This is a genomic window from Streptomyces sp. NPDC031445 (assembly GCF_055581365.1).
On sequence record NZ_JBVIJO010000034.1, the window covers coordinates 2,791 to 26,146 of the forward strand.

At 69.3% G+C, this 23,356-nt stretch carries 14 protein-coding genes and 2 pseudogenes; 3 read left to right on the forward strand and 13 right to left on the reverse strand.

What is annotated here, in order from left to right; genetic code table 11:
* The 9 genes and pseudogenes from ACZ5DC_RS40005 to ACZ5DC_RS40045 form a co-directional block, all read right to left on the reverse strand.
* A pseudogene (locus tag ACZ5DC_RS40005) lies at nucleotides 1-496 on the reverse strand (hypothetical protein); the annotation flags it as partial.
* 4 nt (nucleotides 497-500) lie between these two features.
* Nucleotides 501-1,691, reverse strand: coding sequence for a hypothetical protein (locus ACZ5DC_RS40010; protein WP_468661317.1), 1,191 nt, complete (start codon nucleotides 1,689-1,691; stop codon nucleotides 501-503).
* Between the two features lie 141 nt (nucleotides 1,692-1,832).
* Complete coding sequence (locus ACZ5DC_RS40015; protein ID WP_468661319.1) at nucleotides 1,833-2,471, reverse strand: hypothetical protein; 639 nt, start codon at nucleotides 2,469-2,471, stop codon at nucleotides 1,833-1,835.
* A gap of 25 nt (nucleotides 2,472-2,496) precedes the next feature.
* On the reverse strand, nucleotides 2,497-2,769 hold the full coding sequence (locus tag ACZ5DC_RS40020; RefSeq protein ID WP_468661321.1) for a hypothetical protein: 273 nt from the start codon (nucleotides 2,767-2,769) through the stop codon (nucleotides 2,497-2,499).
* Nucleotides 2,770-3,066: 297 nt separating this feature from the next.
* Nucleotides 3,067-3,771, reverse strand: a complete 705-nt coding sequence (locus ACZ5DC_RS40025) for an HNH endonuclease (RefSeq protein WP_468661323.1) — start codon at nucleotides 3,769-3,771, stop codon at nucleotides 3,067-3,069.
* Nucleotides 3,772-4,295: 524 nt separating this feature from the next.
* Entirely contained in the window at nucleotides 4,296-4,667 is a 372-nt protein-coding gene (locus ACZ5DC_RS40030) for a hypothetical protein (protein WP_468661325.1), read from the reverse strand.
* Between the two features lie 259 nt (nucleotides 4,668-4,926).
* Entirely contained in the window at nucleotides 4,927-5,499 is a 573-nt protein-coding gene (locus tag ACZ5DC_RS40035; protein ID WP_468661327.1) for a hypothetical protein, read from the reverse strand.
* A 927-nt stretch (nucleotides 5,500-6,426) separates the two neighbouring features.
* The gene (locus ACZ5DC_RS40040) at nucleotides 6,427-6,660 is read right to left on the reverse strand and encodes a DUF6461 domain-containing protein (protein ID WP_468661329.1); all 234 of its coding nucleotides are present in this window, start codon (nucleotides 6,658-6,660) and stop codon (nucleotides 6,427-6,429) included.
* Between the two features lie 386 nt (nucleotides 6,661-7,046).
* Nucleotides 7,047-7,409, reverse strand: coding sequence for a hypothetical protein (locus ACZ5DC_RS40045; protein WP_468661331.1), 363 nt, complete (start codon nucleotides 7,407-7,409; stop codon nucleotides 7,047-7,049).
* A 1,391-nt stretch (nucleotides 7,410-8,800) separates the two neighbouring features.
* Here ACZ5DC_RS40045 and ACZ5DC_RS40050 point away from each other — a divergent pair.
* Nucleotides 8,801-9,096: pseudogene (locus tag ACZ5DC_RS40050) on the forward strand (tyrosine-type recombinase/integrase); the annotation flags it as partial.
* Nucleotides 9,097-9,580: 484 nt separating this feature from the next.
* Here ACZ5DC_RS40050 and ACZ5DC_RS40055 read toward each other — a convergent pair.
* Together ACZ5DC_RS40055 and ACZ5DC_RS40060 are read right to left on the reverse strand one after the other, a co-directional pair.
* Nucleotides 9,581-16,069, reverse strand: a complete 6,489-nt coding sequence (locus tag ACZ5DC_RS40055; RefSeq protein ID WP_468661333.1) for a polymorphic toxin-type HINT domain-containing protein — start codon at nucleotides 16,067-16,069, stop codon at nucleotides 9,581-9,583.
* Nucleotides 16,070-16,522: 453 nt separating this feature from the next.
* Entirely contained in the window at nucleotides 16,523-20,071 is a 3,549-nt protein-coding gene (locus tag ACZ5DC_RS40060) for a LamG-like jellyroll fold domain-containing protein (protein ID WP_468661343.1), read from the reverse strand.
* A 1,242-nt stretch (nucleotides 20,072-21,313) separates the two neighbouring features.
* On the opposite strand from ACZ5DC_RS40060, the gene ACZ5DC_RS40065 reads away from it, so the two are divergent.
* Nucleotides 21,314-21,547: a hypothetical protein gene (locus tag ACZ5DC_RS40065; protein WP_468661335.1), complete on the forward strand. Its 234-nt coding sequence runs from the start codon at nucleotides 21,314-21,316 to the stop codon at nucleotides 21,545-21,547.
* 126 nt (nucleotides 21,548-21,673) lie between these two features.
* On the opposite strand, the gene ACZ5DC_RS40070 is transcribed toward ACZ5DC_RS40065, so the two are convergent.
* Together ACZ5DC_RS40070 and ACZ5DC_RS40075 are read right to left on the reverse strand one after the other, a co-directional pair.
* A complete protein-coding gene (locus ACZ5DC_RS40070; protein ID WP_468661337.1) occupies nucleotides 21,674-21,904 on the reverse strand; it encodes a hypothetical protein in 231 nt (76 codons plus the stop codon).
* Between the two features lie 22 nt (nucleotides 21,905-21,926).
* Nucleotides 21,927-22,298 carry a hypothetical protein gene (locus tag ACZ5DC_RS40075; RefSeq protein WP_468661339.1) on the reverse strand — a complete coding sequence of 124 codons (372 nt, stop codon included), beginning with the start codon at nucleotides 22,296-22,298 and terminating at the stop codon, nucleotides 21,927-21,929.
* A gap of 365 nt (nucleotides 22,299-22,663) precedes the next feature.
* On the opposite strand from ACZ5DC_RS40075, the gene ACZ5DC_RS40080 reads away from it, so the two are divergent.
* Complete coding sequence (locus ACZ5DC_RS40080) at nucleotides 22,664-23,203, forward strand: GNAT family N-acetyltransferase (protein WP_468661341.1); 540 nt, start codon at nucleotides 22,664-22,666, stop codon at nucleotides 23,201-23,203.
* Nucleotides 23,204-23,356 lie beyond the last annotated feature (153 nt).

The window sequence follows — 23,356 nt, forward strand, 5'->3', positions numbered from 1 at the left end:
GTACGGACGGCCGGAGGCGGGGGCGGACGGCCGGAGGCGGGGGCGGACGGCCGGAGGCGGGGGCGGACGGCCGGAGGCGGGGGCGGACGGCCGGAGGCGGGGGCGGACGGCCGGAGGCCGGTCCGACGCAAGTCATCAGTCGTCCCCCGCTCAGTTCCGGCCCCGGCCCGGTGACGCCCGGGCCCGGCCGGTCAGTCGGTCGCCGTGGCCTGGGCCAGGTCCACCTCGCCGGCTTCATCAGGGCCCGGCGCAGTTGTTCGGTCGCGGCAGGACGCTCGGCATCAGGCAGCGCTACAGCGGCCTTCAGCAGCGTGCGGGCGTGGCGGCGGACGTCGGTGTCGTTCAAGGGGCCGGGACCGGGGCGGGTCAGCAGGTGCACGGCCAGGAGCAGGGCATCGGGGCTGCGCGGAGGGGCGGCCGCGCGTTCGGCGGCCTTGCCGGCGTTGTCCTGGGCGGGGGTGTGCTCGGCGCTGCGCCGGGCCAGAGGCAGCCACACCTCGTCAGTGAAGGCGGCGAGGGTGAACCAACCGGCGCCGGCGAGTGCGCCGGGCGGCAGATCGGCCTTCAGCGCCGCCGTCCACCACGCGCGCGATGTCCTGGGGGGCGCGGGCGGCCGGGTCCTGTGCGTCGTCGCTCATGCGGGGGCGTCCTCGCGGGGGCAGAGCGAGCGGCATGAGCAGGCGCAAGACGCCGTCGGCGCCGTCCGGGCCGGCGGCCAGCTCACGCCAGACCTCCGCAGGGTCGCCGAGCAGGTCGGGCGGCTCCTGAAGCAGGAGCGCGAACGAAACGCGGGTGGCCGCGCGGTACGCGTTGGCGCGCACCGCGGCCAGGAGCTGGCCGTGGTCCAGGGCGGCGAGCAGCAGCGGGTCGGGTCCGCCCCTCTCCAGCCAGGCGGCGGCCGGTGAGGGGCCATTTGGGCTGAGGGCGTACAGCTCGGGGTGGGCGGCGGTAAAGGCGGTGGCCCGGCGATGCAGGAGCGGCAGGTGCGCGCCGATCACCGCAGCGACCGCCTCGTTGCCGCCGCGGGCGGCCAGGACGCCGGCGAGCAGGCGGAGAACACCGCCGGGCATCGCACCGTCCTTGGTGGCCTGGCCGGCGGCGTAGTCGAGGAGGCAGTCCAGCGCGCGCACCGCCGGGTGGGTCTCCAGCAGGCCCGCGGGCAGTTCTTCCTCTTCACCGGCCGGGTCGGCGGCGGGGGGAGCGGGCGCTGACGGGGCGTGTGTGGGCGGCGGTGCGGGGCGGGTGAGGGGCTCGGTGAGGGCATGCAGGTGGTCGAGGACGGCCGGCAAGTCGCCGGCGAGGCCGCCACCGGTGCGCCACACGAAGCGAAGCAGAGCCGGCCACGCCCGGCCGGCGAACTCCGCCGCGTCGGGGACATGCGGGTCGGCGGGAGCGGGCAGGACGCGGCTGAGGGTGAGCGCGGCGTGGATGGCCTCGGCCGGCCCGGCGGAGAAGGCGCCCACGTGGCGCGCGGTACTCGCCGCGTCGGCGAGGTAGAACGCGGCGAGCTCCTGCCGGGCCAGGGCCTCCAGCACCCGGCGGACGTCGGCGGTCCAGACTGCGCGGGCGGCCGCCACAAGGCGCTGCAGCACCAGAGGGTGGCCGGCGGCGCCCGCGTCCGGAGCGCCGGCCAGGGCGGCGGCGGCCGCGAGCGGGCCGGCCGCGGCGGCCAGCTCCAGCAGGACCTCCACCGCGACGGCGGTGTGCTGGCGCGACCGCGGGCGGGCAGCGGTCCGCGGATCGGGCGGCCCGGCCGGCCGAAGCCCGCGCAGCGCGGCTGGCAGCGGGGCGAAGCCGGCCAGCAAGGGCGCGGGCAGGATCGGTGACCAGGCCTAGATGCGCAGCCAGGAGGCGAGCGGCTCGTCCCGGCTGGCGAGGCGGGACGGGCTCGCGGCCGGCAGGACCCGGTCGATCTCCTCGCCGGCAGGGGTCGGGCCAAGTGCCGCGCGGACCCGCTGGTACAGGCCGGCGGCCCGCTCGGGCGGGCAGCCCTCCAGCACGAGGACGGCCAGCCGGGCACCTTCCGGCGTCGGGCAGCCGACCAGCAGCCGCACCGTGGCCTCCGCCGCCCGGTCCCACCACTCCCCCACTTCCGCGGCGTGGGTGCCGGCGGCGGGCGGGTGGGCGGCGAGGTGAGCGGCGAGCACCCGGTCGTGCAGGTACTCGTCCGCGGCGGCGATCCGCGGGCAGGCCCGCGTCCGCTCGGCGAGCGGCAGGCCGGCCGCGGCGTCCGCCGCGGCGAGGCCGAGGACCGCGCGGGCCAAGAGCGGGCCCATCTCGAGGACCGGGCCAAGGAAGACCCTCTCGTCCAGGACGCGGACCTCGTCCAGGTCGACGGAGGCGGAGGCGGAGGCGTGCCAGGACTGCCTGACATGCGGGGTGATGTCGCGGTGCAGCAGGCCCGCCAGGGCGTTGCGGGCCGGGCGGGCCCAGCGGAACGGGCCGCCGGCGCCGGCATGGACAGTGAGCACCAGCTCCCGCAGCAGGCCGATGACGTCATCGGTTGGGCAGGCGGGCGGCCCACTGCCGCTGCAGGACCTCGGTCAGCTCGGGACGCGGCCGCTGCCCGGCGTGCGCGCGCCGGCACGCGGCGTCGTAGGCCAGATAGCCGGCGTGCCCGAGGTCGACGGTGTCCTTCAGCAGTGCCTCGACGACCAGGAGCCAGTCCCCCTCGCGCGCGGACACCGAGAGGGTGCCCGCCCAGCCGACCACGAGCCGGCGCTTAAGGCTCCCCTCCTCGGCCGGCATCCCGGCCCGGGCCGGGGACACCGCAGACAGGGGACGGCGGGCGGTACGGCTTCCGATACAGCGGCGCGGGAGCGAACGCTGCCGGGGCGTGTGCGGGCGGCCGGGCGGGGAGGGTGAGGGACTCGGAAAGGGGGTGCAGCTGGTCGAGGACGGCCGGCACGTCACCGCCGGGCGCCAGCGGGAGGCCGGGGCGCCCTGACGTTCCGTGCGGACCTACCGGAAGTAGGCGGTGACACAGGCGAGGGTCTGGCCCCGGTTGGCGTTGTCCAAAGACGCAAGTAGAGCAGCACACTGCTCCAGGACGGTCTCGCTCCGGAACTACGCCGCGCCCTCGTCGCGGGCAGTGTCCCTCTCCCAAGCGGCGTCCAACTCCACGGCCACGTGCCTCAGACGCTCTCGCAGCTCGGTGTTGTCCGCTCCACGCGTCTTATTGGCATGGCAGTTGGGGCACAGAGCGATCATGGAAGCCGGATGGTCACGGCCTCCCAGGGCATGGTCGTCGATATGGTCGACCTCCAGTAGGGGGCCACCCGCCGCCGTCCGGTAAGGCAGCGCACGCAGGAGGCACCACGGGTTCTCGCACAGACCTCCACTGCGAAGGAGGACCGCCTCGCGGGCCTTGCGGTCGCGCACCCTGCGGGTACCGGCGGTGGCGGCATGCGCCTGGTGGCGGCCGGCCGCCTCCCACTCCTCGACCCAGCGCCGCAGTTCGCGATATCGCTCCCGCCGCGACACCACACGTCCGCGGATCGCGCGGCGGGCGAACGACTGCGGGGTCAAGGGAACCTCGACGCGCCCCGCATCCCCTTGGGGGGCTGTATATCGGGCAGACTCCTCCGACCGCTGTCGCCACAGCCCCGAAGTTCGATTCTGTCCTTCGCGGACCACCCAGTGGTCGACGCGCCGTGAACGAAAACGGACCAACTCGGCGATGATCAGACCTCCTTCGACGGTCTTTCCCAGGCCAACGGAAATCTGATCGGCAAGCTTGTAGTCCGCGCCGAACCGTCCGAGAACACTCACCGGACAGTCGTGATCGGATACCGGATTCAGTCTCTGTCGACCCCTCAGCCAGTCGGGTAGGTCCTGTCGCTCCAGCCCGTAGCTCCCCCGCACTTCTCCCCCTCGCTTTCCCTGATGAGTCAAGACGGCAGCCTCTCACCTCCCACTGACAATCGACTGGCTGATGCGGTGATCGCTGCCCGCCGCACCTCGGACAACGGGTTGTCCGGTCCGTGCACATGACGCGACCGCTGACGGCAGCGGTCACGGTCGGGCTGCCGACAGCGCATGCCCGTCCCCGCAAGCGGTGACAGCCATGATGATGCCAAGCTGGGTGGGTAATCCCGCTGGTTGCTGATAGCAGCGGCGTACAGTGAGCTATTTCCAACCTCCCATGACAGCCGAGCAGTTGGGCTGACAGACAGCTGAAGCCCCTGGTAGATGGGTTTTCGACCAAGAGAACCGTCTCCACCAGAGGCTTCGACCCGGATCACGAGCCTCGTCCAAGCCGTCCTGGTCCTCCAGCTCGCCACCTCGGGCTGAGATCAACCCGCAGCATTCACCAGGTCCGTCACTTCGGCCTCGGTCGTGCCCGCTCGCAGACGAACGTCGAAGGTGTAACCCTCATCGCAGAACACCAGGTCAAGGTTCATGGGCGCCAGCTCGCGGAAGACGATCGCCAACCAGATCGCGTCTTCCTCCCAGACGTCCATGTACAGGCATGTGCCGTCCTGGTGTAGAAGCGCCTCACCTGGGCCGTTCTCCGTCTCAAACTGCCATATGCGGCTGCGCACTTCACTGCTGTGCACAGAGTCGATCTCAACCTCAGACCACCGGGAACGGATCGCGTCTGTCAGCGCATCTCGATCGATGCGCCATCCGCCCACATCACCCTCGACCACCGCCATGAATGTCATAGCCAGGGTCTACCAGACGTCTGTGACACAGCGCCGATCGGCTATCGCATGAAGTTGGAAAACGCTCAGTGGTCTCGTCCATCAATCTCTCACCTCATGACAGCGACCTACCCCACCACAACGGCCGCCGACCAGCCCCGTAACACCCCACCCCAGAACACCACCACTGACTCTCACTACCGCCGACGCGAAGCCGAGAGATCTCGCTGGCCGGGCGGGCGCGCTTCGGCCTTGGCCAATGATGGCCGACCGCCGAGCCTCACCCGAAGACGAGATACGAGGCTGGTACACCGCGTTCGTGGAGCAATGCCCTGAGCGACGAGACCGCATCGGATGCGGAGGTAATGGCGGCGACCTCCGCATCGCTGATCCGGATGGTCGGGAGCCAACCGTGCAAGGGTGGGAGTAGATCTGCCAGCGCATCTCGGAAGGCGCGCTGCCGATGGCGGCCTCCGTCGCCGGGGAACAGCGGTGGTGTCGGCCGGCCGAAGCCACCGCCGGGCTCGCGCCCGGCAAGGGCCCGTGAGCGGGCCAGCCATTGAGAGGCATCGAAGCCGAGCTTCACGCCTGCCGGATAGTGCTCCAGGGTCAGGGCGCGGGCCCCGGTGAAGTGCTGCTTCTCGTCGACCTCCAGGATCTGCTGCTCCCCATTCTCGTAGGTCAGCAGGACATCCAGGCGTCGCCGCTCACGAGAAGGGGCCTGTTCGGGAAGGACCAGCCCGGTGAGCGCGCCGTGAATCGCGGACACCGTCTCCCACATGGCGAGGCACTCGATCCGCCCTGGCCGCAGCAGCCAGGCCGGACAGCTCTCTGATTCGATCTCCGCTTCCACTGCGTCAGCCAGTAGACGGGTTATGCCGTCCTAAATCTCTTTCACGCCCACTTCCCTTCGCCCGATCGACCGCCCCGAGTATGCGTGCCGCCTCTGACAACGAAGGGTGATGGGGTCCTGGCAGTGGGGAATCTCAGTGAGCAGGTCTGTCCCACCCCCGAGCGCTGGATGGGGAAGTTCAACCAGGGGCCGGAACGGCGCGGGCGTGGCGGCGTCCCGGGCGGCCGGAGGCCGGACGCGGACGACCAGAGGCGCGGGCGGGGCCACGGCGGCCGGACGGCGGGAGGTCGCCATTTGTGCACGGCGCCGCACGGCCGGAGCACGGCAGGGGTGCGGTACGGGCGGCGCGGAGGCGCGGGGAGTACGCCCGACCGGCCCGGGCGCCGGGCGGGCCCAGGGCGTGCCCGTCCGGCCGCCGGCCCAGGGGGCCGGTGCGGCGAGTGGCCGGCCGTGGGACGGCGCATGGGCGCAGCGGGAGCGGGAGGACGGCGGACACGGGCAGCGCGGCGGGCGCCGGTGGCTCAGATGGCGGCCAGCGGTCGACGTGAGGGCGGGCCCGGGAGCGAAAGGCGCAGCGGTCATCAAACCGCCGCCGGCCGGACCTGCCCGGCCGGGACCCGCGCAAGGCCCGCCCGCCGCGGCATAAGCCAGGGCACGGGACGAGGTCAGCGACCTGATCCCGTGCCCTCGGCCGTTATGCGGCCCCGCGGCTACACCTGCAACACAGCTGCGGTGAGTGCGTCCTCAAGCACGGCCCGGCGGGGCAGGTCCAGACTGAACTCCGCTCCAACCATCGCCAATACCCGCAGCATAGTGTCCGGAACGTCGTGCCCGTGCTCGAAGGGCGCCGACCCGTCGGGCAGGACGAGTCCGGCGCGTCGCAGGGCGGGCAACAGACGGTCCGGTTCGGTTCCCGCACGCTCATGCTCACGGCCTGGGTTCGAAACGGCATACCGTCCGCCCGTTCTCGGCCAAGGCACAACCCATGTCGGCGTTAACCGTCCGCCACAGCTCCACAGCCGACGTACCGGCCGACAGGGCCTCCACAGCCTGGTTCGGCGCTCGACTGACGGGACCACCCTCTACGATCCCGAACGCCCAGCCCGCGCCGGCGCCGGCCCGCATCACCACACCGTCGTATTCATCCTCGATGGCGTCCACGCCCGACCATTAGGGAGAGCGACTGCTTCCTGCGCCGTGGCCGTCGCACGCGCGGCGCCGGGACTGGCCCCCAGGCGTACAGCCAACTCCTCCGGTGTGATGCCACGAGCGAAGGTGACGCTGTAACACCACTCGGACTCCGCAAGCCAGCGCACGCCTTCAATCGCCATGACCACATCCTGCCGTACGGTCGCGAGCGGTCCCGTCCGCAGCGCAGATCGCCCCGGCGGGTGCCCGCCGCGGCGCCGACAAACTCAACCCGAACAACGCGCCCAGCTGGACCAACTCGGCATGCGCTGGTACCCACAGGGGTCCCATCCGCTGGCGTGGAGGGCCGCGAGCAGAAGCACAACAGGCATCACCAAAGCAGGCGTTGTCCCTTCGCGTCAGTGACCGGCCCTGCCCGGGGACTCGCTTCTGGCAACGCCGGTGCACGCCAGTACTGCGGTGGCGGTGGCGTTGAGGAAGAGCATGAACGCCCAGGGCGTGTCTGCTGCGTCGATGCGGCCGATACGGACAGGCTCCTCTGCTGCCTGGAAGAGGACGTCGACTGTGGCGGCGAGGGCCAGTGTCGGCTGTCCGCGCCTTTGAGTGATACGAAGCCGCCTCCGGTAAATGCGTGCGAGGCGGTCGGCAGGAACCGCGCCGTCCCAGACGGTGAAGGTTCCGCCGGCGATCAACGCGTCGCGCGCAGGTACACATGCATTGGTCTGCTCGCCGAGCATCCCGGCGAGCCGGTCCCGCGTCACGCCTCGACCCGGTGACAGCGCAGCTGCTGATTGAGCGTCGGTGACAAGTGGCCGGCCTCCCAGGTGGCAACCAGGCTGCTTCGGCCCGGCTCTTTGCCAGCCTATTCGGCCCTGTCGGTGACAACCATCGGGCCCCGGCACAACCAGCGCCCGCCGCCCTTCGCACCCAACACGGCCGTGAACACACCCAGGAACCGCCGGGAAACCGCGATGACCGACACCACGGGCCACCGCGCGCCGCCGCGCTCGCTCTGATCATCACGGCCGCGCAGGACGAAGCACAGGCGGGGGCGGCACCGCGCGGCCGCCGAGCGCGCCGCGGCCCCGGGGGCCCCTGTCTGATGCGCGGAGGACCAGACGGCGCAGGCGGTGGCGGCCGGCCTGCCGAGGGCGACCGGGAAGAAGCAGGTCGGCAGCGCGGCGGCGGCTCGGGCGGTCAGACAGGCGGCAACGGGACGGCGCACGCAGGCCCAACCCGGCGGGACGAGGCGCCGCAGGCCGGCACAGCACGGCGGCCCATGCACGAGCGGACGGGGAACACGACACACCGGCGCGGGCGGGAACGCATGAACACGGCGGGACGAGCGCGGGGCCGCCAGGCCGCCGGGGAGCGGCGCGGAGGCGCGGAGGATACGGCGGCGGGCGTGGAGGGCGGGGCGGCGCGGCACGGGCGCAGCTGGTGGGGCAGGCGCGGCGGCGAGCGCAGCATGCGGGACGCGGCCGCAGGACGGGCGACGGCCCGGCCTCCGCAACGGCGGACAGGCGGGGAGCATCACGCGGGACGGACGGACGGCCGTCAGGCGCCGCAAAGCTTGGCGGCAAGCCTCCGAACGGCCAGGCGCCGGAACGGCGTGGTGGCCGAGACGGCCGGGCCGCCGGCGGGCGGCCGGAGACCGGGCGGGGACGGCCAGAGGCGCGGGTGGGGCCACGGCGGCCGGACCGCGGGAGGTCGCCTTCGTGCACGGCGCCGCGCGGCCGCAGCACTGCAGGGGTGCGGCGGGGGCGGCGCGGAGGCATGGGAAGTACGGCGGCGGGCCCGGGCCCAGGACGGCCGGGCCCAGACAGGCGGGCGCGGCGACCGACTGCCAGGAGCGGGGGCCCGTCCGGCCGCCGGCCCAGGGGGCCGGTGCGGCGGGTGGCCGGCCGCAGGACGGCACACGGGGCGCAGCGGGAGCGGGAGGACGGCGGACACGGGCAGCGCGGCGGGCGCCGGTGGCTCAGATGGAGGCCAGCGATCGACGTCAGGGCGGGCCCGGGGGCGGAAGGCGCAACGGGGCACGGCGAGGCACGGCGGGGCACGGCGGGGCAGGCGGCCATCAAACCGCCGCCGGCCGGGCCTGCCTGGCCGGGACCCGCGCAGGCCCGGCCGGCGACATACGGCCCGACACGGCACACGCCGCTTCCGGAGCTTCCTCGACCGCGCCGGACTCCGGCACATCCGCTTCCACGACCTCCGCCGACCGCCACCCTGCTCCTGGAACAAGGCGTCGACCTCGTCGTCATCAAAGAGCTGTTGGGCCATGCCCACATCGGCGTCACCGCTGGCGTCTACGCCCACGTACGACTCCGCCTCCAACGCCAAGCCATCGACGCCCTCAGCCCGACTGACGATGAACCGGAAGACCCACCCTCCGCAGCCGTCGTCCCCCGACATTGCCGTCAGCGTTGCCCGTCAAGAACGCCGTGAAGCCCCGCAGGACAGCTCCTGCGAGGCTTCACGGGCTACAAGCGTCAGACTCTCGAAAGTGGATCACCATAGTGAATCGGGGACGTATTGCACCCTTCACCCTTCCTTAGCAGGGTGAGAGGGTGGAGCATCTAAATCAAGAAATCCCCCCATCGCATGGTGCAGTACAACGGCGTTGCCTTTTATTGACGATCAGACCGGCGCTGCCTAGCAACAGAAGACGGCCTAGCGGACAGTCGAAGCTCCCCCCAAGGCATGAAATCGAGAGTCACAGCATCCAAAATGGCCCCGATCTCCGGGAAATCTTCAGGCGTCACTTTGGAGCCCGCCTCTACGAGCAGAATAGAGTCGATGAAAGCGGGAACCCCCGCGACGGGAGATGTCAGTTCCACGTCGACACCGAAGCGCCCGCGATGCTCAGTGACCTTGCACTGAACGATCTGAAACTGATGCAGGCCGCTCTGCTCCCACAGCTGATCGCGGTCTACCACGCGTACCCCTGATAGTAGTTGATCCATTTACGGTCGGCGATCAGCGAATTGAAGAGCGGAATTTTATCCCGGGGGATAATCCACTGATATTCGCCGGGCTTGTTGTCGTGTGGAGTCCGGTATTGCGAAGCCGGGAAGTGTTCACTGAACTCCGGCTTCATCGTGTACTTCCAGTAGCCGTCCTCGTAGATTCCCTGTTCGGCGTACTGCTGCGCGACGCCCTCCGTGTGCCCGAGGTAAGCCGTCCCCGGGTGTCGGCCGTTGTCCGGGTGGTGTGCAGGGTTCAGCCCATCCGCCTCAGCCGCCTTATTCCCCCTATGGGGAGCTCGATAAAGGGTTTCTCCACCGCAGTTGTGAACCAGGACCGGAGTGGTTCCGGCCAGCACATAGTACGTGTGCGTGGTGGCTACGGTGAGGTCGTGGGTGAGGTGCTGGTGGTGCCAGACGAGCACGGAGGTGACCGGTACTGATGCGCCTTGGGCGGTTCGTAGGCGCATGCCGGGTTTGATGTGGCCGGCGTCGATCCATTCCCGTTGGGTGGTGACCCAGAAGGGGTGGGTGACGGTGGCGACGATCTTGGAGGCTCCGCCGTTGTCACGGATGGTGAGAGTGGCGAAGTCCTTGTCGTGCTTAGTGGTGATCAGCTTCTTGACGGTGCGGGATCGAGTCTTCCCGGTGTGGGGGTCGGTGGCCCGGACCTTGTCGCCCGCCTTGATGTTCTTGATTGGCTTCGTGCTGCCGTCGGCCATCAGGACCTTGGTGGCGGGCAGGAAGCTGTGGTTGCAGCCGCTGGCGCCGCTCTTGGGTGCGGCTTCCTCGGCTCGTTGGCCGCCTCGTGCCGCGCCGGACGCAGCGGTTTCCTCAGCTGCGGTAGCGGCCACCTTGGCGCCGGAGTCGGTGGCGGCCTTGGACGCGGCTGCGGTTTCCGTGCCCTTTTCGACGGCTGCGGCTCCCGCTCCGGCTATGCCTGCCGCTCCCGCGACGACTGCGCCGCCTGATTCGATCACTCCTGCGGATGCGCCGACCGCTGCTGCTGTGAGGCTGCCTGCTTCGGCGCCTGCCGAGAATCCGCTGGCGCCGGCTGCGAGGACTGCTCCGCAGCCTCCGGCTGTGGCGGCGACGCAGGCGACGACTCCGACGACGACGGCGGTTGCGACGACTGTGGCGATCACCGGGTGTCGCTGGACTGCGTGGTAGGCCTTGTGCCCCCAGTTGGAGACGTGGCAGGAGAGTGACCAGCCGCAGCTGTGGTGGCTGCTTCCGCCTCCGCCGCCTCCCCCACCTCCGCCGTTGTGGTGGGTTCCGGTGTCGAGGTTGGGGTTGCCGTCGAGTTGCTTGGCCGACTCGGTGCCGTCGCCGCCGCCGGTCTCGAGGACGTTTACCAGTCCGGTGGGGTCGCTGCCGGTGAGGGGGTTGTTGGCTGCGTAGGTGTAGCCGTCGATCTGCTGGGCGTCGGTGAGTTCGAGGAGGGGGTCGTCGGAGATGAAGCGGCCGATGGTGGGGTCGTATTCGCGGGCGCCGAGGTGGGTCAGGCCGGTGGTGGTGTCCTGGATGCCGTTGATGAAGCCCTTGTCGCCGAGCCAGGTGCCGGTGGCGGGTTGGGTGCCGCGGGGGTTGCCGAAGGGGTCGAGGCGGCGGCGGGATGCTGTCTGGGTGGTGGCGTCGACGGCGGTTTCGGCGGTGTTGTGGGCGTCGGTGACCTGCCATTGGAGGCTGCCGGTGCTGGTGCGTACGGCGATGGTCTGGCCGGCCCAGGTGTAGTAGCGGGTGCCGGTGGTGGTGCTGGTGCCCTTGGCGAGGTGTACTTCGGTGTCGCCGAGGTAGAGGGTGGTGCCGGTGTCGTCGCGGGCCAGGAGGCGGTTGCCGTCGGCGTCGTACAGGTAGGAGGTGGTGGTGGCGTCGGTGGTGGCCTTGGCGAGGTGGCCCTCGTCGTCCCAGTCGAGGGTTTGTGTCTTGCCGTCGAGGACGCGTGTTTGGGTGTTGCCGGAGGCGTCGTAGGTGTAGGTGTCGGTGGTTGTGGTGGTGCCGGTGGTGGTGGTCGAGTCGGTGAGGGTGTGGGGCTGGTCGCTGCCGGGGGCCGGATAGTGGAAGGTCGTGGTGGCGTCGTCGCCGCCGGCGGTGGTCGCGTGGTTGACCTGGGTTCTGCGGTTGCCGAGGTGGTCGTAGGTGAAGCTCTGCCAGTACGGTGCCGGGCCGCCGAGGACGGCCGTGGTGGGGTCGGCGGAGCAGCCGTCGGTGGCGGTCCATGCCTGGGTGAGGCGGTCGTGTCCGTCGTAGCGGTAGCACTGGACGTCGTCGGTGCCGTCGGCGTGGGTGGCGGTCTTGGTGGGGTTGCCGGCGTCGTCGTAGTCGAAGCTGGTGTCCTGGACGGGCGCGGTGTGGGTGTCGTCGGTGACGAGTTGCCGCTTCAGGCGGCGGGTGCCGTCTTCGAGGGTGTTGCTGATCTGCAGCCATTTGGCGGTGTCGGCGGCGGAGACGCCGAGGGTGAGCTGCTTGATGTCGCCGAGTTTGGTGTAGCTGGTGTCCTGGACGTAGCCGGTTGCCCCGTTGAGGGTGGTCGGCATGCTCAGTTCGTTGTAGCCGTACTCCAGTGATTCACCGGGCAGGCCGCCGGCTGCGGGGAGGGAGGTGAACTGGACGCTGCCGTCGAGGTTGTATCCGATGCTGGAGGTGTAGCTGCCGGCCAGTGCTTCCTCACCCGTGACCGAGGGGATGGTGACGCGGGTCAGGGTGGGCCGGTAGAGGGCGTCGTAGGAGCCGACCTGGCTGATGTAGGCCTTGCCTGTGGTGCCGGAGCCTCCTACATAGCGGATGGCGGAGGTCGGCTGGCCCTTGGCGACGCTGTCGTAGGTCCACTTGGCGAGTTGGTGATCGGCATCCGTGAGGGCGCCGTCGTACATGCCGGTTTTGCGGCCGAGGGCGTCGTATGTGTAGCTGAGGGTCTTCTCGTCGGCCGTGCCGACTGCGGTGGTGGTGGAGGCGACCTGGTCGAGTTCGTTGTATGTGGTGGTGGTCTTGCCGGTGTCCGGGTCGCTGGAGCTGATCTTGCGGCCCATGAGGTCGTAGTCGTAGGACCAGGTGTTGCCGTCGTCGTCGACGACTTCCTTCAGTCTGCTCTTGGCGTCGTAGTGGTATTTGATCGAGGTGTAGGAGCCGGAGGGGCTGCCGTTGTCATACTGCCGGGTTTCGGTGGTGCGGCCGAGGGGGTCGGTCAGTGTCGTGGTGGCGATGCCGCCCTTGGGCGGGGTGACGGTGACGCGGTCACCTCCGTAGGAGGTGGAGGTGGTCCATCGCTTGGTGCCTGCGGTGTAGAAGTCGGCCGCCGTCGGGCGGCCGGCGCCGTCGTAGGTGGTGAGGGTCTGTGCGGGGATGGCCGAGGTGATGGTGGCGAGGACTGCGGAGGGAGCGCTTGTGTCGGTGTAGTCGGCGTTGGACGCGACGGCCAGGCCGCGGCTGTCGTAGGTGCTTTCGGCGATGACGCGTCCGCCGCCCGGGGCGGGGGTCTGGGTCTGGCGGGGCCGCAGCAGCGCGTCGTAGAGGGCGTAGGTGGTGTCGTAGGTGGTGCCGTCGTTGTTGAGTTTGCCAGTGGCGACGGCGGAGGCTGCTGTGTTGGAGATCGTGTAGGTGTAGACCAGGCTGGGGGTCTGGTTGTTGGCCTTGGAGCGGTTGGGGAGCCAGAGTTTGGTGAGGCGGCCGAGGCCGTCGTAGGCGTAGTCGGTGCGCTTGTTGTTCGGGTCGACGACGGAGGTGGCGGTGCCTCGGCCCGGGTCGAAGGTGGTGGTGGTGGAGTAGGTCGCGGCGTCGGTGGTGAGGGTGCTGGTCAGCGGGCCGCCGGTGGTGGGGGTGTACTTGGTGGTGCTGACGGTGGCGGAGTTGGTGTCCTTGACGGAGTCGACGCGGCCTTGGGGGTCGTAGTGGCTGGTGGAGACGGTCTGGTAGACCGGGCTGCCGTTGTTGTACGAGTTCAGCCGCTGGGTGGAGGTTTCGTCTCCGAGGGTGGGGGCTGTGCCGTAGGGCTGGTTGTCGTAGAGGGTGCGGACGTCGGAGATGACGTCGTCGGGGCGGCTGGTGGCTGCGCTGCAGCTGACGTCGACGGTTTCCACGCGGGTGGGGAAGGCGATCAGCCAGTCGGTGGTGTTGTCGGCGAGGGTGGTGCGGGTGCACTGTTCGTCGCCGGTGACCGACTCGTCGCCGGAGTCGTCGACGGTTTGTGCGGCGCCGGTGGTGTCGTCGTAGGTGGTGGTGACGGTGGTGTTGCGGGTGCCGCCGGAGGACAGGTCGGTGCGGTTGTGGACGGTCTGGGGGCGGGTGTAGGCGGAGGCCCGGGTGCCGTCGGTGCCGGTGGTGTGGATCCAGGGGTCGGTGATGGTGCCGGAGACTTCGTCGCTGCCGTTGTAGGTGATGGATTCGCGGACGGTGCCGGCGAGCGGGTCGGAGTCGGTGAGGGAGGTGCCCTTGGAGTCGGTGATCTTGGCGCTGCGGGTGGTGCCGTCGGACTGTTTGTCGCCGTCCATGCCACGGAAGTACGTCGCGACCGTCTTGGTGCGGGTGCTCTGGTCGTTGCCTGTGGTGGTGGTGACGCTTGTGTAGCCGCGCCAGACGGACCATGTCTTGCGTTTGGCCGGTGAGGTGACGTTGTCGCTGTCGTAGTGCCAGGCCGGCGAGCCGTTGTAGGTGTAGTCGGTTTCCTTCAGCGGAGCGCCGCCGGTGGGGTCGGACTCGGTGACCTGGGTGATGACGTACTTGTGGAACCAGTCGAGCTGGGGGTCGGGCGTGTAGGGCGGCTGCCAGTAGACGGGGAAGCAGCGCAGTGTGTCGGCGTCGGGGCTGGAGGGCATGGTGGAGCCGGCGACGCATTGTGGATCTGAGTAGTTGACGGTCAGGACCGAGCCGGTTTCGGAGGTGATTTTGCGGACGCGCCACTTGACCAGGGCGGCGATGTCGTCGTGGGTGGTGTCGACCCGGTTGAACAGTTGTATGCCGGCGAAGGTGACCGGCGGCATGGCCGTGGTCGCGCCGTCCTTGCCGGTGCGGGTGATGGACGTCAGCCACAGACCGGCAGAGGTGCCGTCACCGGGGTCGGGGAAGGACTGGGCCAGTGCCCAGCTGTCGATGTCCCGGTAGGCGGGGGTGGCCAGGCTCACGTCCCAGATGCTGGTGGTGATGCCGGTCAGCCGCTTGCGGGAGAAGAACGTGGGCCCGGTGGCGGTGCAGGTCTTGCCGGAGGCGCAGATCTGGTCGAACGGGACGTCCGGCCAGTGTGCGGCAGTGGTGGAGTTGAGTGTGGAGCAGGTTTCGGTGCTGGTTACCAGGCAGCGCTCTGCTGTGGTGAAGGTGACCTTTTCCGGGGCGTTGCCGAAGACGGTTGCGGAGGTGATGCCGTAGTCGATCCGGCTGAGGTAGCCGCCGCGGTCGTATGCGGTGCCGTTGACGGTGGTGGCGCCGTCTTTGGCGTAGTAGTTGGTCTCCTTGGTGTACCAGTACGACATGGCGTTGCCGTGGGGGTCGACGACGTAGTCGAGGTTCCACCGCCAGGCCTGGGTGAGGGCGCGGCCGGAGAAGCTGGTGCCCTGGTCGTAGCCGGGTTCGCCGGAGTCGTCGCCGAAGACGGGTGCGGTCCACACGGAGTTGGTGACGGCGGCGCCGGTGGTCCAGCCGGGAAGGTGGTTCTTGCCGAAGACGTACTGGGTGCCGTCCTGGGTGGTGACGGTCCAGTACTCGCCGTCGTTGTCGCCGTTGGTGGCGCCGGTGGAGCGCACGACGCGTTCGCCGTCGTCCGTCTTGGGGTGCCAGGTGCCGGTCTTGCTGTCTTTGATCAGCGGGCTGGACTTGCCGCCGAGGACGAGGGTGGCGTTGTCGTTCGCCCAGCATTCGTCGTTTTTGCCGGACTGGCCGTCGTCGTCGCAGGAGTCGTAGGAGCGTTCGATGTAGGAGGTCGAGAGGTCGAATCCCTCTCCGATCCAGGACGGCTGGTTGTTGGTGGAGGGCAGCCGGCCGTCGACGCTCTGAGCGTCGTAGGTGATGGCCAGGTTGGGGGCAGGCCCCCCGTTGGACGGGGGCGCGGTGAGTGGGTAGGACCAGGTGAAGTCGCCGCTGGAGCCGCCGGCGTTCCAGGCGGCGGACGGGCTGAGGGAGGTTGCCTGGTAGGAGCCGGCGCCGGACTTGGCGGTGGTGGTCGCGGCGAGCGTCGTGTGGGCGGAGGACACCGGGGCGGTGGCCGTGAGGGTGTGGTGCACGACATCGTTGGTGGTGGCGACCGGTGTCGTGGTCCGGCACTTCTTCACCGTCGGGGTGGTCAGTGCGCAGGCGGGCAGGCGGACCAGGGTGAGCCGGGAGGCGTAGTCGCCGCCGTAGGCGTGCGCGAAACCGGAGTAGTTGAGGGTCAGCCTGGCTCTGACCGCGCCGTTTCGTCCGTCGGCGCGGGCGACGGACAGCACGGTGCCGTTGATGCCCAGGGCGGTCGCGGTTTTGTGCGCGGCCACCTGTACCGACACCTTCTGGGGGGCCGGTCCCTTGGCCGGGGCGCTGACGTTGACCGGCAGCTTGCCGACCGCGGTGGTCTTGGCGGAGGCCGGCTTTTGGGCGACGGGCAGGGTGACGGTGGCCGCGGCAGGCCAGGTGGTGGGTTTCGCTACTTCTGCGGCTGTTCGGACTGCGGCCGTCCGGGCCGGATCCTTTTTCGTGGCCTTTTTGGCTTTGAAGGGCACGGCGGTGCCGTTCTTGACGTCCGGCGCTTCGACCGTGTGGTGCCCGTGCTGTTGGCTCGCCCATACGGCGGGGGCTGTTCCCAGCCCCGTCGCCACCAGGGCGCCTGCTGTGACAGCGACGACCCACAGCCGTGTTCGCCGTAGCCCACCCATGACTGCTCTCCCGGTTCGTGTCGTGTGCAAGGTCTGCTGAGGATGCGTCGCGTTCGCCGTGCGGCGGGAACGGGATCAGATCGGGCTGGTCGCTTCCTTGTCGTACATCTGGTCGATGTCGGTGTCGGACATCACGCCTGTCCACACCCGCACGTCGTCCACGAGGCCGCCGGTGTAGTCGCTGTAGGCGCCCGTGCTGATCCGTCCGCGGCCGATGTTGAAGGTGCCGGTGGCCTGCCAGGGCGAGGTGAAGACGATGCCGTCACCGGTGTCGTTGTCGGTGTCGCTGTCGCCTTGGGCTCCCTGCCGGGCGCCGTTGACGTAGAGGAAGAGCTGCTGGTGGGCACCGTCGTAGACGCCGGTCAGGAAAGTCCACGCCCCAGGGTCGACCAGTTGCGCGGACGCGATGCTGGCGGGGACCTTGACGACCGAGGCGCTGGTGGTGTCGGCAGTGGTGCGGCCGAAGACCCACATGCCTTGCGCGGAACCCGCGGCCTGGTCGTACCACAGACCCCAGGAATCGCGTACGCCGCCTGACTGAGTGGCGATCCTCATGTGATGGGCCACGCTCGTGTCGGCCAGTGATGCCGCGTCCAGCTTGGCCCAGGCCGCCAGAGTGAAGTCGCCCTGGGAGTCGACGATCGGGCCGGAGGCGGTGGCATTGGCCGTGGAGGTTCCGTTCAGGGACAAGACCTTGCCCCTGCCGCCGTCGATGTCGGTGGTCCAGGTGCCGCCGGCCGCGACCGTGGCCGCGTGACCGTACCCGGAGGAGTCTGAGGCGCTGGTGCCGGAGCTCTCATCCATGCTCCACTCGGCGGCAAGTGCCGGTCGCGCATGGCCGTTGCTCGCGTCGGTCATCGCCTCCAGATCGGCTATTTCCTCAGCGGACAGGATGCGGTTCCACATCGTGACCTCGTCGATGCCGCCGTCCGCGTACTCGCCGTAAGTGCCCTGGTAGAGACGGCGGCCGATGTCGAGCGGACCGGTGGCCTTCCATGGCGTGGTGAACGATGCGTTGCGGGATTCATCGTTCCTGCCGTTGACGTAGAGCCGGATCTCCTGGGCCTGGGCGTCGTAGACGCCGAGCAGGTGGGTCCACACGCCGACGACCGGAGTCGCGGAGGAAAGGGCCCGCGCGATCGTCGGCGACGTCACATCGGATGCATGCCGGTTGAACACCCAGCCGAAGCCGGTGGAGTAGTAGAGCTGGAAACCGTCGGCGTTCACGCCTTCCTGCGCGATGAAGGTGCTGTTCGTGGCCAGGGAATTCAATCTCACCCAGGCGGAAACGGTGAAGCTCTTGCTCGTGTCCAGGGCCGAGGAGCCCGTCACCGCGTAGGCGGAGGTTCCGTTGCCCTGCATCGCCTTGCCGAGCCGGGCCTTGTCGGACCAGCTCGCACCGGCGGCGAGGGTGGCGTTCTTGCCGTCGACGGAGTCTGCCGCCGTGGTGCCGGTTCCCTCGTCCATCGACCACTGGTCGACCGCGCCGGCGCCTGCCGCGACCTTGAAGAAGTAGGTGTAGCTGTCTGATGACTTGTTCCCGGCGGCGTCCCACGTCTGGACGGTAAGGGTGTTCACACCGCGTACGTCGGGCGAAAGGGAAACGGTGTAGCTGGGTGTCGCCGTCGTGAAGGTCTTGGTCTTCTCTTGGTTGTCGTTCAGCTGGTACGTGTACTTGACGACATCGGGCGCCCCATTGGCCTTCAGCGTGAACGAGCCGGGCTTGCCGACGCCGTCGTAGAACGCACACAGGTTCGGCGTGTCCGGGGTGGCGCACTCCGGATAGTCCGCCGAGTCGACATCCGGCTGGGCGGGACGGGAGGTGTCGATCGTGAACCAGCATCCGGGGGACCAGCCCGAATACATGTACCCGGTCGTGCCGTTGAAGGAGTACTTGTATTCGGTACGAGCTCTGAACCAGTAGGTCTGCCCATCGGCGAGCGCCGGTGTCGTCCATGTGCCCGCTGTGCCTGACGTCGTCCACGCCGACGGACTGCCCGAGCCGACCACCGGGTCAGTGACATCGGGGTTGTACTTGAAGACCTGGAAGTTCGGCCGCAGCGTGGACTGTGAACCATCGGACGACTGCGGCGTGGCCGCCAGGGTCGGGGTCGTATCCCGGATGACGACGGCGGTGGTATGCGACGACGCGCACGCCAGGCTCGGGCTCGACATCCTCACGCCGCTCGGTGTGCTGGGCTTGGACACGAACGTCACCGACAGCGTGGGCTTGTGGTCGGACGGCGAAGCGAACTGCTTCCAGGCGATGGCGTCGTCCTCGTCACTTGCCCGCAGACCGAGGGTCGTGGTCGACGCGGACTGGCCGGCGGTGTAGCTCACCGCGCTCGTCGCGTCGAAGGACACGTTCCCGCCCGGGCAGGAAGAGGAGTAACCCTTGGCGGTCGTCACGGTGTCGACGTGGGAGGACCACGACGGCTGCGCCGACCACGTGGTCGATGACGAAATCCCGCCGGTCCGCCACAGCTCCACGGGTTTGTCCGTGCAGTTGGCAGACCACACCTCCAACGCGGTGAAGGTCGCCGACACAATCTTCTTGCCACCCAGGGTGTGGGTGTCGAACTGGTACAGCGAACGCGCCTTCTTGTTGTCCACCCAGGCGTCGTACCCCACACCCAGCGCGTGGGAAGTCTTCCAGAACGACGTTGAGGAGGAGCTCGACCATACCGTCGTCCAGCCGGACAGCGACGCGCTGGTCGTCTGGGGGTCCAGCACCACAGGGTAGGTGGTGGCAGGGTCCTGAAGGAACGACTGGTCCGGCGTCAGAGTCAACGCCTCGTTTGAGACCGTCACATCCATCGCTGTCGTCCTGGCCCCCGGGTCCGGGCCGTCCACCACACCGGGGTCCGCTGCCGCCGTGTCCGCCGAGGCGGCCGTCACGTCATGTGACGCCCTGGAGACCGGCGAGCTTTGAGTGGGGCTCGCGGGCGTGGAGGAGTCGTACATCAGCGCGGTGCCCGTGGTGAACACCGGGCGCCCCTGATCGTCAACGAAGGCGGCTCCGCCGGCGTGCGTGTCGTGTGCGGAGACGCCCTCGACCGAGACAGGGAAACGGATGCTCGACAGCTCCGTGTTCTGGGCCGCCTCACGGGTCTTGACCACGAGGTTCTCGCTGAAGCCGTCCGGCGTGGCCTGAACCACCAGATCCGTGCCTGGCATGACGTTGGCGTATGTAGCCGTGGATCCCGACAACGTGGGCGTCGGCAACGTCCACGGCGAACGGACGCTGTATGTCTTCCCGCTTTGGGAGATCCTCGCCAAAGGCGCACTGGAACCACCGCCGGAAAAGGCGATGTCTGCCGCGGCGGCCTTCGGCGCCAGCTCCCGGGAGGACGTCACCACCAGGTTGGTATCGACCGGCACCCATCCCGACGCCTGCTTCACCCGCACCGGCGCCGGATCGAACTCGACCGTGAACGTACCGTCCGGCTGAGCCATGACCAACTGGGTGGGAGTCGTCTCCTCCCCCACCTCGACCGGCGAGCCCGCCTGCGCGGCCTTGCGTGACGCAGCAGCCTCAGGGGAGAGATCCCCGCCGTCGGCACTCGCCGCGGCAACGTTGTCGCCTGCGGCGAAGACCTCATGAGCTCCTGCGGCAGTCAGCATCTGCACGAGTAGAACCGGAGCAAGCAGCCCGGCACAGCGTGCATACACACGCCGCCTCCCGCCGCCCGCGCCAGTGCGCAGCACACCCCACCCCATAATCCCCGCCCTTTGATCACATGGCTTCCACAGCCTGGCGATCAAAGCCCGGCTTTGCATACCTGTCAATCAGCAGGCCCAGGGAATGAAAGTCACCGAATCCCCCCAACACGGCATCAAAAAGCCGTCAAGAGCTCGTCACGAAACGCAAAAATACTTGGCTCGAAGCACCAACACTTTGCATGGTGAAGGTAAACAGGTGTCGCTCAAAAACGGACACATCTTTTTCGAAACGTGAATCACCCGACACTGCAAGCAAAAAGATCACCATGGTGTGGCAGCCTGTGGAACCCAACAGTCAGAGCTGACCGATCTGCACGCTCGACAGGTGCTCAACCAGCTCTCTGTGAGCGGGGCTTGGCGGCCGGAGTGCTGTCCGGAACGGTCCTGGGCAGGTTCTGGTGGGCACCCTCCCCCGTGGGACCAACCTTTCGTGCCGGTGAACGTGATGGGAGCGGCAGCTACCCGATCGGGGTGTGAGCGAAGACCAGGTGTGTGGGACCAGCACGATGCTGCAGAACGCCGAACGGCGCCGCGGCGGGTGTGAACCCGTGTCCGGCCGGCTTCGGCGAAACATGGCTGCAGGCCATACGGGAACTGCCGGCCCCAGGCGGACGCCGGGCGGTGGCACAGACCACGTACCGGGTGAACGGCCCGCGTAAGACGCCGTTGCATGTGGCGATCCGTCGCGCAAGAGACCAAGTGCTTCAGTCCGCAACGCAGGAGCGGAATCGGCTGAGCAGCTCAAGGGCGACAGGGCTCTCCGCGTCGAAGGCCTGGTTCCGTCGCTCGGCGGAGAGGTCCGGCCCCCAGATACGGGCACCGTGGCAGCGGAAGCAAAAGGCGATCTCGAAGAGCTGATCGGTGGAGCTGTGGGCTCGAATGCCCCAGCCGGGAGGAAGCAGCGGTACCGTTCGCTGCCCGGCAGGGCCTCGATCAGCTCAAGAACCTGCTGTGCCTGGCTCCCTGCGCTGGCTCCTCCGGGTGGTGTGCTCCAACGGGTGCCGACTATCGCAATGATTGTCGTCAATCCCCCCGGACCTACGGCAAGAGCGACCACTGGCTGCCGCAGGCGTTGCGTGAACGGTATCCGGAGGGGTTGCGGCTGATCGACCTCACGGCTATCCCGACGATCCCGGGTACGACATGGGGGTCGACGGGATGGTGCTGTCGAGTACGGTGCCGGACGCGGCAGGACGGCGGATCGTGCTGGGCGGCTTCCTGATGGGGACCACCACGACGCTGGCGGCGGAGATACAGCAGGGGGACAAGGTGCTGGCCAGCTGGAGCGAGTATGTGAACGTTCTCCTGCCCAGCGCGGTGGTGGCCCTGCGGCGTATCACCGGCGAGGCAGCGGCCGCGTACGGCAGGCTTCCCTGACCGAACCGACAGCGTGTACCGGCCGCGAGAAAGACACACCCGTGCGTGGAGGCTCTGTTCCGGCCGACGTGCGGACCTGCCCAGCCGGGTACGGATGAGAGACCGGATGCCGGCTCCCTCAGCGAGTTACCGGTCAGGCAGCCCGGCCTTGGCACGCCAGTAGCCCGGGTCGTGAGGGTGCGTCAGCCAGCCGGTCAGACGTGCAGCGCCGGCACCGAAGGCGTCTGGCAGTGAGGTCTGTTCGCCGACCGTCATGCGGCGCGCGTCGACGTCATGCGTGGCGTGGTCGGTGTCGCACCAGCAGGCCACGTTCACAGCGGTGTCGACCGCGAGCCCGCCCGCGTCGGTCCACACCACCTGAAGCAAAAACTCCAGTTGGTCAGCCCCTTCGGCGTGCCTGATGACATCCAGTTGGAGGATGATCGGCGTCCCGGCCGGCGTCCCTGGGAAGGCGGCGTGCTGGGGCCAGCGCGGTGGTGGGGCGGCGCCGGTAGTCGCCGATGGCGGTCAGCAGGCGGGTGTAGGTGTGCTGTTCGGTCTCGTCGTCGCCGGGGGCGGTGATCTCCTCCATCCACGCTTCTGGCAGCCGTTCGCCGGCGAGGACAGCGGCCAGGGCGCGCCGCGCGAGGCGCGCGTCGAGTGCGCCGTAGGTGAGCGGGGCGACGCCGAACGGGTCGCGCAGGGCCGGGTGGTCGGGCAGGTGTCCGCCGGGCGGCGGCGTATCGAGGTGCCCCAGGGCTGCCTCGATCATGACGGAGGCGGGGGCGTCGGGCGACGGGAGGTGCACCGGGCGGCGTCGTTCGGTCAGGGCGCGTACCCGGGCGTCCAGGTCGTCCCAGGCCGTCGCGCGGCCTGTGAACGGCGGCTGACGGCAGCTTGCCCGCGTGGGTCAGGCCGCTCGGCCTGCGCGCCGGGCCTGTCCCGTTACACTGGAGCGGAAAGGCATCCATCGGCAGGTGCGTCCCGTGGGGCGGGACACGTCCGGTGAGGGGGGCCTTGCGCGGGCGGAGCGGTGGCGAAAGTGCAGTGCAGTGCAGTGGCCTCGCGGGCGACGAGCTGATCCTGATCGGTCCGCGAGCCTTGATCGTTAGCGGGCCTGCTGATTGGTTGGCCGGTATGAGTGAACTGGGACCCGTCGCCTGGCCGCCTGCCCCGATCAAGACCGAGCGTCTGGTGCTCCGTGAACCCGAGGCCCGGCACCGAGCGGCGTTCATCGAGCTGTACGCCTCGCCGGAGGTGCACACCTACCTCGGCGGCCCCCGGCCGCGTGACGAGCTGGAGCGCGAGATGCCCGAGGTGCCCGGGCGGCGGCCCGGCAGTTTCGTCGTCGAGTTCGACGGGGCGATGATCGGCCAGATCCTGCTCAGGAGAGCACCGGAGCACGGTCGCCCGGCTGCCGTGGGGAAGGTGGATCTCGGCTACCTGTTCCTGCCGCACGCATGGGGATCCGGGTATGCCACCGAGGCCTGCGCAGCGGCACTCGACTGGTTCGACGGCGCCCTTCCCGGCGAGCCGGTAGTGCTCCACACCCAGACTGCCAACGTCGCCTCGATGCGCCTCGCGGCGAAGCTGGGCTTCACCGAGGTAGAGCGGTTCCACGCCTGGGACGCCGAGCAGTGGCTCGGCCTGCGGTCCCCACTCACGCCGCACGACTGAGTTTCCATCGCCACATGGGACCGACCCCAATGGTGACTGATTCCCGAAAGCAGCGGGCCTTAGACGGTGTCCTATGTGGTGAGGTGGACGAGTCTCTTGTAGCAGCACAGGGCGGCGGCGAGGCCGAGAAAGGCCAGGTAGTTCCGGGGATTG